This is a genomic window from Rhizobium sp. 05L419, assembly GCF_056397845.1.
In genome coordinates this window covers 305,319-314,526 of the sequence record NZ_JBFTOF010000006.1, presented here as the reverse complement: position 1 = coordinate 314,526, position 9,208 = coordinate 305,319, and the positions used below count along the sequence as shown (strand labels likewise).

The following is a 9,208-nucleotide window of genomic DNA, read 5'->3' as shown; positions in this document are numbered from 1 at the left end:
TCGGGCCAGTACACGGTGACGCAGAACCATGCGATCCAGCATGCTGCGGGCAACAACGAGAACAACCAGAGCTTCACGATCGGCTATCAGGTGAAGGATGGCGACGGCGATGCTGCCAACGGCTCGATCACCATCAATGTCGATGACGACACGCCGACCATCGGCACCCCGGCGCTCGGCCATGCCGCCGAAGTCGGCTCTTCGCAGATGCTGGCAAACGGCACCTTCGAGCAGAACAGCCTGGCCTCTGGCCAGCCCGGTGTGGAAAGCGACACCAGAGGCAACTACAGCTACAGCGCCCCGAACGGCTGGACCATCAGCGGCGGCGCCGGTGGCCTGTTTGCCCCTGCGGCGGCGATCGTTTCGGCCGAGGGTCATGATGGCGGCAATGTCGTCTGGCTGCGTGAAGGCGCGACGCTTGCTAAGGACACCGGCACGACGCTCGCCGCCGGCCAGGTCTATTCGCTGCATTTCGATGTTGGCAACCGCGCCGACCAGGACTTCGGCGGCGGCGTCGCCAAGCTGATCGCCACCAACGGCAACCAGACGGTCGTTCTCTCGCAGATCACCCTGACGGAACCGGCTGACGGCAAGTGGGGTTCGATCGACCTGAACTCGCCGCTGATCGGCAGCGATTATGCCGGCTGGCAGCTGCGCGTCGAAATCACCCAGACGAGCGGTACCGGAAACCAGATCCTGATCGACGACGTCGAGCTGCGCCAGTTCACGCCATCGGTGGCGACCGGCTCGCTCGGCATCAACTGGGGTGCCGACAACGACGTCGACCTGCGCGGTGTCACCTTCGACAGCCAGCAGGCCTCCGGCCTGACCTCGAACGGCGATGCGATCCACTACACGCTCTCGGCCGATCACACGCTGCTGACGGCGATCTCCGCCGATGGCCGCACCATCTTCACGGTCGAACTGTCGAAGACGACGGGCGAATACAAGCTGACCCTGCTCGACACGCTCGATCATCAGTCGGTGCCGCAGGGTGGCCTGCAGTTCGCCTTCACCGCGACCGACGCCGATGGCGATCCGGCCTCGAGCACCTTCGCGGTCGCTGTCGCCGACGACAAGCCTGTCGTTTCCAACCCCACCGGAAACGCGCCCGGAGTGTCCAACGCCAGCGTTGACGAAAGCGGCATCGTGGCCGCCAGCGGCCAGCCTGCTGGCACCGATGCCGGCCACGGCAACGGCGCGACCGGTAACCTGCTGGTCAATTTCGGCGCCGACGGCTTCGGCTCCACGGCCTTCTCCGGCGCCTTCCAGGTTCCGAACGGCAAGAGCGGCACGCTTGTTGCCGGCGGCACGGGCGCAGATAGTGGCCTGACCTCCGATGGCCGCACCGTCTTCTTCAGCCTGTCGGCCGACGCGCGAACGGTCGAAGGCCGCACCGCGAGCGGCGAAGTCATCCTGCGCGCCGTGCTCAACCAGGGCGACGCCGGCTGGAAGGTCACGCTTCTCGGCAATATTGACCATCAGCCGGGCGATTCCGGCCGTGGCGAAGGCCAGTCGCTGAACTTCACCGTTGTCGCCACCGATGGCGACGGCGACAGCGTCAACCTGACGCTCTCCACGCGCATCCATGACGACAAGCCCGTCATCGCGGCGCCTGCCGATACCGGTCATCTTGCCGAAGCCGGCCTGCCGCGGGTCTCCAGCGACTTCGGCTCGCTGCACGTCAATCTCGGCGCCGACAACAAGGCGACCCATGTCGAGATCGGCCTTGGCACCGATGGCAAGCCGGTTATCAATGGTGGCCTGACCTCCGATGGCGTCGCGCTGGACTATCTCGTCCGCCCGACCAATGGCGGCGACCAGGAAATCGTTGCCTTCAAGCATGGCGAGAGCGCCGACAACCCGGTCTTCATCGTAGCCGTCGTTCGCGAAGGCAGCTTCGCGGCAACGCTCTTCCAGAACCTCGATCACGCGCCGGGCAGCGATACGCTGACGCTTAACCTCGTCGCCCGCGTCTATGACGGCGACGGCGATTACGTTGATCAGGCATTCTCTGTCGTCGTGACCGACACCCAGCCGACCATCACCGGCTCGTTGCAGAACGTAAACCTCCTGTCCAACGGTGATTTCACCGGCGGCACCTGGGCACACGGCGCAAGCTGGGGTGCTTGGGCGACGGAATCGACCGGTTGGAAGATCGACGGCACCGTTGCCGGCCAGACCGGCGTTCAGCTGGAAAAGATCGTCGGACCCTACCTCGGTCTTGCCTCGTCCAACGGCCATCCGATGGTCGATCTCGGCGCATCGCCTGGCAACGTCGCGATCTCGCAGAGCGTTGCCGGCCTGACGGCTGGCGACAAGTACACGATCAGCTTCGAGATCGGCTCGTCCGATCCGAACTCGTCGGCTCTCGAGGTTCGTTGGAACAACGAGGTCTACACCTACGCGGTGACCGGCCAGATGAAGGTAGTCACTCTTGAGGTGACGGCGGGCAGCGGTGCGAATACGCTGACCTTCAAGGAGACCGGTTTTGCAAACGACAACACCGGCACCTATCTCGCCAACGTGAGCCTGACGCACGGCGCGGCCGTTCCCGTCTTCACGACAACGACCGGCGAAGACAGCGGCCAGATCAAGTTCAACCTTCACGAGGGCACCGATTTCTCCTTCGGCGCCGACGAAAAGGGCACGGTGACCTTCGATACGTCGCATGTCACGATCTCGACGCCATCGGGCACGACGATCACGCTCGATCAGTCCGCCTATCACTACGACAAGGCAACCGGCGCCTTCACCATCAACCCCGACTGGCACTTCAACGGGCTGAGCGAAGGCGAGATCGCGACGATCACCATCCCGTTCACCGTCACCGACGGTGACGGCGATAGCAAGTCGGCGGTGTACCAGGTAACGGTCACCGGCAAGAACGATGCGGTATCGACGTCTATAGGCTTCCCCGACGGCGGCACGATCACCGAATACCAGGCGACCGACGCCCGCGCCGGCTCGACCACGGATCGCACCGAGTTTGATGCGCCCGTGGGCTATGCCGGCCACAACGGCGGTGGCTTCTACATTTATGACGATCAGGGCGACAAGCACACGGTGACGGTCGCCGCTGCCGGCACCGGCTATTTCGGCACGCTGACCGCGGCTGTCGGCGAAGAAACCGCCAATGACGGCATCGGCTGGATCGACTGGAAGTATCACGTCAACGACGCGACGCTGAACAAGCTCGCCGAGGGCGAGACGCGGACCGAAGTGTTCCACGTCACGATCGACGACGGCCATGGTTCGACCACGACCCGCGATATAACCGTCAAGCTCGTCGGCACCAATGACAAGCCGGTCTTCGACATCGTCGATCCCGCTGCCGGCGCGGTCACCGAGGATACCAGCCCGACGGCAACAGGCACGATCGCCTTCACCGACGCCGACCTGATCGACACCCACACGGTGACCGTCGCCGGCCCTCAGGGTCCAACGCTCGGCACGTTCACGCCAGGCACCGTCAGCGAATCTGCCACCACGGCGGAAGGCAGCGTTGGCTGGACCTACACGCTGAACAGCGCCGCGCAGGCGCTCGCAGACGGTGAGACCCGCACCGAGACCTACACAGTCTCGATCAGCGATGGTCATGGCGGCGTGATCAGCAAGGATGTGACGATCACGATCACCGGCACGAATGATGCACCGGTGATCGACCTCAATGGTCCCGGCGCCGGCAATGATGCCGCGACCACGGCGGTCGAGCAGCTGGGCCAGCAATTTGCCTGGCAGGCAACGCTCGGCGATGTCGACTCCTCGACACTGCAGTCGATGACCTTGACGCTTGCTCACAATCTGGATGGAGCAGCCGAAAGCATGACGCTCAATGCAACCGCAACGGCAGCGGCAAATGGTTTGACGGTCAGCTACGTCAACGGCGTCCTGTCGATCAGCGGTACGGCATCGATCGCCACCTATCAAACGATCCTGAAAAACGTGGTCTACACCAACAGCAGCGACAACCCGGATGCCTCGATCGATCGAACCGTTACAGTTGTCGTCAACGATGGCCATGATAACAGTGCCGCGCAGGTGGCAACCATCCACATTCAGCCGCTCAACGATGCGCCGGTTCTTGCCGGTACGCTGGCAGCTTCCGTTGTCGAGGGCCAGACGCATACGCTGACCGCCGCCGAGCTTGGTTATGCCGATCCGGATGACATTGCCTCTGGCGTCGTATTCCAGGTGTCGAATCTGTCTCACGGTGTGATAACCAACGGAGCGGCGTCTGCAGCATCGTTTACCGCCGCCGAGCTGAATGCTGGGCTGATCAAATTCACCCACGATGGCTCTGAAGGACCGTCGGCGTCGTTCCAGGTCAAGGTCGAAGACGGAAACGAAGATAGTTCCGCCCCGGTGACAGGCACCTTCAATTTCACCGTGACCCCAGTGAACGACGGTGCCGCGACAGTCTCCATCAGCGATACGACCCAGCAGGCAAGTGCGCCGAAGGTCGGCGACGTTCTCCAGGCGACGCTGGGTGCCGATCCGGATGGTGCGAAGTCCAATATCGTCTATCACTGGCTGCGGGACGGCGTTGACACCGGCGCGAGCGGCGCGAACTACACGCTGGTCGCAGCCGATGCCGGACATGCGATTTCGGTGAGGACTACCTATACCGACGGTCAGAACTTTGCGGAGACCGTGACAAGTGCTGTGACCGCGACGGTCGTCTCGGCAAACCATGCTCCGCAGGCTGCGAATGACGTAGTCATAACAAATGATACGACGATCTCGATCCCGGATTGGGCACTGCTTCTCAACGACCAGGATGCTGATGGCAACAGCCTGCAGATAACGGGTGCCAGCGGCACGTCGTTCTTCGATACCGCGACTCACAATTCGGGCGCAGTCTCATTCACGGACAACTCGTGGCCAATCCCGAACGGCGGGTCGTTTAACTACACCGTTTCGGATGGTACGGCGACAACAACCGCTGGGGTTGAAGTGGACCACCAGTTCTCCAACTTGTCCGGTGGCGCTGCCAACGAGATCCTCATAGGCAGCAACTCAGGGGAAACAATCAACGGCAACGGCGGTAGTGACGTCATTATAGCAAATGGTGGAGATGACACGCTTGTCGGCGATCAAAGTGATCGGCTGCTTGATGGTGGCAATGGCACCGATACTCTGCAGGTTGGCGCTAATTTCACCAGCACAAGTGATGTGCAGATCGCCGGAATTGAGGAAGTGACGATCACCGGCTTCACAGGCCGCACTCTCGATCTCTCCAACCAGAGTGAAGGCTTCAAGATCACCGGCTCCTCCGGCAGTGACACGATAAAAGGCGGCAGCGGTGCTGATATCCTCATTGGAGGTAATGGTACGGATACGCTTACTGGAAATGGCGGAGCTGACGAATTCCGCATATCCAATGGTACCGGCACGGATACTATCACCGACTTCGTCCATGCGGCAGACAAGCTGAGTTTCCTCGGCGCAACGGGGGTTTCGTCGTACAGCAGCTTTGCAGCGATACAGGGTAGCGACGACGACCGCGTTGTCATTATCTCGGCCATTAACCAGACCACGGCCTCTATCACAAATGCGACTGGAGGAAATGCCCAAGATACATATGTGCTTGTCTTCAATTCCGAACTTGGTCGTGCTGAGATCTGGTACGATACGAACTGGAATAGTGCCAATTCCCGTTCGCTCGTCGGAATTCTGAGTAACATCACGAGCCAGGCCCAGTTCAATGCGATTACAGCGTCCGACATCACCAGTCACAACAATGCCACCGACCCCATCATCCTCGACCTCGACCATAACGGCGTCGCTCTGACCTCGCTCGATCACGGCGTCCAGTTCGACATCAATGCCGATGGTCACAAGGATCAGATCGCCTGGACGGCCGGCGCTGACGGCATCCTGGCGCTTGATGTGGACGGCAACGGCAAGATCGACAATGGCAGCGAGATCTTCTCGCCGCACTTTGCCGGCGGCACCTATGTGGATGGTCTGGCTGCGCTCGCAACGCTCGACAGCAACCATGACGGCAAGATCGATGCGGCCGACGAGGCCTTCTCGAAGCTCACCGTCTGGCAGGACCTGAACCACAACGGCATCACCGACAGCGGCGAGCTTTCGAGCCTGGCCGATCACTCGATCGCCAGCCTCTCGCTGGATGCGCACACTTCGGGTGCGGAGATCAACGGCCAGTCGATTCTTGCTGATGGCAGCTATACGTTGACGGACGGCTCGACCGGCCACTTCGTCGAAGTCGCCTTCGACACCACGCTCGGCGGCAGCAATGCATACTCGCTGATCGGCGGCGACGGTGACGACAACCTGTCGGGCAGCGGCGGCATGTACACGATATCCGGCGGGGCAGGGGCCGACACCTTCGTGCTCGACACCGATGCGCTGGCAGACGTCAAGCTCGGCGATGTCATCACCGACTTCAAGGCAAGCGAAGGCGATACACTCGACGTCTCGAAACTCCTCGACAGCCTACTCGGCCATGAGGCAAGCGAGGCCGAAGCGCTCTCAAGCATCAAGACGACGGTCAGCGGTGCCGACACCGTGGTCAGCGTCAACGCCAATGGCGGCTGGCATGACGTGGCGGTTCTCCAGAACACCACGGAAGCGGTGAAGATCCTGTTCGACGACAAGCACGACGCGGTCACCGCGCCGCATGTCGGCTGATCTGGATTGTCTGATGACGGCAGCATTGCCGATGAAACCGGAAAAGGCGCGAAAGCGCCTTTTTCTCGTTCTGGCTTGGAATGCCCAAGGCGCCGGTCTCCTGCTGTCGCTATGCGGCGGGCAGCCTGGCGATCGGCAGGGCTTCGTCCGCATCCGGGCCGCCGCGCTGCGTGGCCATTTCATCGGCGAGCTGGCGGATATGGTTGAAATCGGTCGCACCCTCGAAGATGGCGCCGCCGAGACGGATGTCGATCGAAAGCGGCGCATCGCCGGCGGTGAATGCGGCCTCGGCGACACGGCGGCGAATGCGCGTTCCGACGTCCTGCGCGTTCTCCACCGATGCACCCGGCAGGAAGACGCCAAGTTCGTTGGAGGCAAGCCGGGCGACCAGGTCGCCGCTTCTGACCGAGGTCTGGATGATCGCCGCCAGCGACTGCATGACGGTGTCTGCCCACTGGGGGCCGTAGCGGCGGTTGATGGCGTCCAGGCTCTCGATGACGACAGCGATCATCACGCCGCCGGCATCCGTGGCGATTCGCTTCCGGCGGTCGATGTAGTGCTCGACCGCAGCGGCAAAGGCCGTGCCGTTCAGCGCCTTGGTAACGCTGTCGTGGCGCTGGGCATAGTTGACCGTTTCCTGCAGTTTTCTGATGTCGCTATTCTTCAGGTACAGGCCGATCAGCAGCGGAAATGCAACAAAAAGAGAAATTGCGGTGGCTCCGGCAAATCCTACCAAAAATGGTCGATCCGGAACGAGAAGGTTTAAGATAAGTAAAAATCCGATGGAACCCGCCGCAAAGCAAAAAGCGCCGATTGCGGCTGTCCGAAGAGCTGAAATGATTGTGGCGGAAGAGTAACGCTGGCCGAATTTCATTGCGGGTCAAATCCGTTTGAAAGTAACGTCAGATAAGCAGAAGCGGGAAAAGCCGGGTTTAAAAAAACCTGTAAAATTCTAGCTTTGCATCCTTTTGCGGGGGAATTAACTGTCTCGGCAGGAAAGCCCCGCGCGACAATTGGAATGTGGAAAAATTGGTGTTACTTGTTTGCCGTAATTAATTCTTCGGTATACGGGTAGCCGGTGAATTTTGATGTTGAGGGGCATCCGTCTTGTTTAAGCACAAAAGAATATTTGCGGCTTTGTCTGCTGCCGTTGCTTTTAATTTTGGATTTTGCGTCGATGCCAACGCAATGTCGCTGCAGCAGGCAATCGAGAAAACGATGAAAACCAACCCGCAGATACTTCAGGCTGCGAAAGATCGTGAAGCGGTGGAGTTCGAGCTGCGCCAGGCGCGCGGTCTGTATTTGCCGTCCGTTGATCTTGAGGCTGGTATCGGGCGGCGCAGACTGTCGAACGACACGACCGGTACCTTGAACTCCGACCACGAGTACTTGTCGCCGGGCGATGTCGGCGTCACGATCAGCCAGACGCTCTATGACGGCGGTGGCCGCAAGGCGCAGGTCGATCAGCAGGCCTCGCGCGTCGATGGCGCGTCCTTTCGGGTTCTCGAACGTTCCGAAGCGCTCGCCCTCGAGGTGACGCAGGACTATCTCGAATACATGCTCCAGAACCAGATCGTCGCGGCCGCGAAGGAGAACGTCGGCTTCCATACAGCGATGGTGGGGGACATCAACGAGAGCATCAAGGGCGGTGCCCTTACCGATGCCGATCGCCTCCAGGGCAGCGAACGTCTCCAGGCCGCCAAGGCACGCCAGCGCGAAGCGTTGGAAGAGCTTGAAGCCACGAAGATCCGCTTCCTCAAGGCCGTCGGTGAGCCGATCGTCAATCCGACATCCCCGCCCTCGCTGGCCAAGTACCTGCCGAAGACGCTCAATGACGCCGTCTTCATCGCCGGCAAGAACAGCCCGCGTATATACTCCGCCAACGCCGATATCGACGCGGCTGACGCCGGCGTTCGCGGCGCGCGCGCCAACTATCTGCCGAAGGTCAATCTAGAAGGCACCGCACGTGTCGGCGACGATATCGATGGCGATGAAGGCAACACCAACGATTACCAGGTGCGCGTCGTCGCCCGCTGGAATCTCTATCGGGGCGGCATCGACGTTGCCCGCGAACAGGAGCAGATCCGTCGCGCCGACGAGCAGCGCTATGCGCTTGCTCAGGTCCAGCGCGAGGTTCAGGAGTCCGTGCGGTCTGCCTGGAACGAGCGCGCCAGCCGAAGCGACCTTTCCGGCATCCTCGGCAAGCAGGCGGAGATCAACAACCAGCTCGTCGGTTCCTATCGCGAGCAGTTCAAGGTCGGACAACGTTCGTTGCTCGATGTTCTCGATGCGCAGAACACCAAGTTCAACACCAAGGTTCTCGCAGACACGGCGCGCGTCGCCTCCCTGTTTGCCGAGTACAAGATCCTGGCCGCATCAGGCAATCTGCTCCAGACGATGAAGCTGAAGCCGGTCGAGCAGGCCAAGGAGTATGCGCGGCAAGATTTTGCTGTCCCCGCGAGCGTTCCGAATCCTGGATATGTCGAGCTGAATTCTCATCAGACGCCCGGCATGCCGTTGGACCTCCTAGCGCCCATTCGACAGCAGTAGT

Annotated in this window: 3 protein-coding genes; 2 read left to right on the top strand and 1 reads right to left on the bottom strand. The window is 61.1% G+C overall.

The window, feature by feature from the left end; genetic code table 11:
- Positions 1 to 15 precede the first annotated feature (15 nt).
- Positions 16 to 6,657, top strand: coding sequence for a T1SS-143 repeat domain-containing protein (locus AC1DMK_RS11080; RefSeq protein WP_477858910.1), 6,642 nt, complete (start codon positions 16 to 18; stop codon positions 6,655 to 6,657).
- 109 nt (positions 6,658 to 6,766) lie between these two features.
- Here the strand turns inward: AC1DMK_RS11080 and AC1DMK_RS11075 are convergent, their stop codons facing one another.
- Entirely contained in the window at positions 6,767 to 7,393 is a 627-nt protein-coding gene (locus AC1DMK_RS11075) for a GGDEF domain-containing protein (RefSeq protein ID WP_477858908.1), read from the bottom strand.
- A gap of 452 nt (positions 7,394 to 7,845) precedes the next feature.
- Here AC1DMK_RS11075 and AC1DMK_RS11070 point away from each other — a divergent pair, with 452 nt between their 5' ends.
- Positions 7,846 to 9,207, top strand: a complete 1,362-nt coding sequence (locus tag AC1DMK_RS11070) for a TolC family outer membrane protein (RefSeq protein WP_037062287.1) — start codon at positions 7,846 to 7,848, stop codon at positions 9,205 to 9,207.
- The last annotated feature ends 1 nt before the right edge of the window (position 9,208 follow it).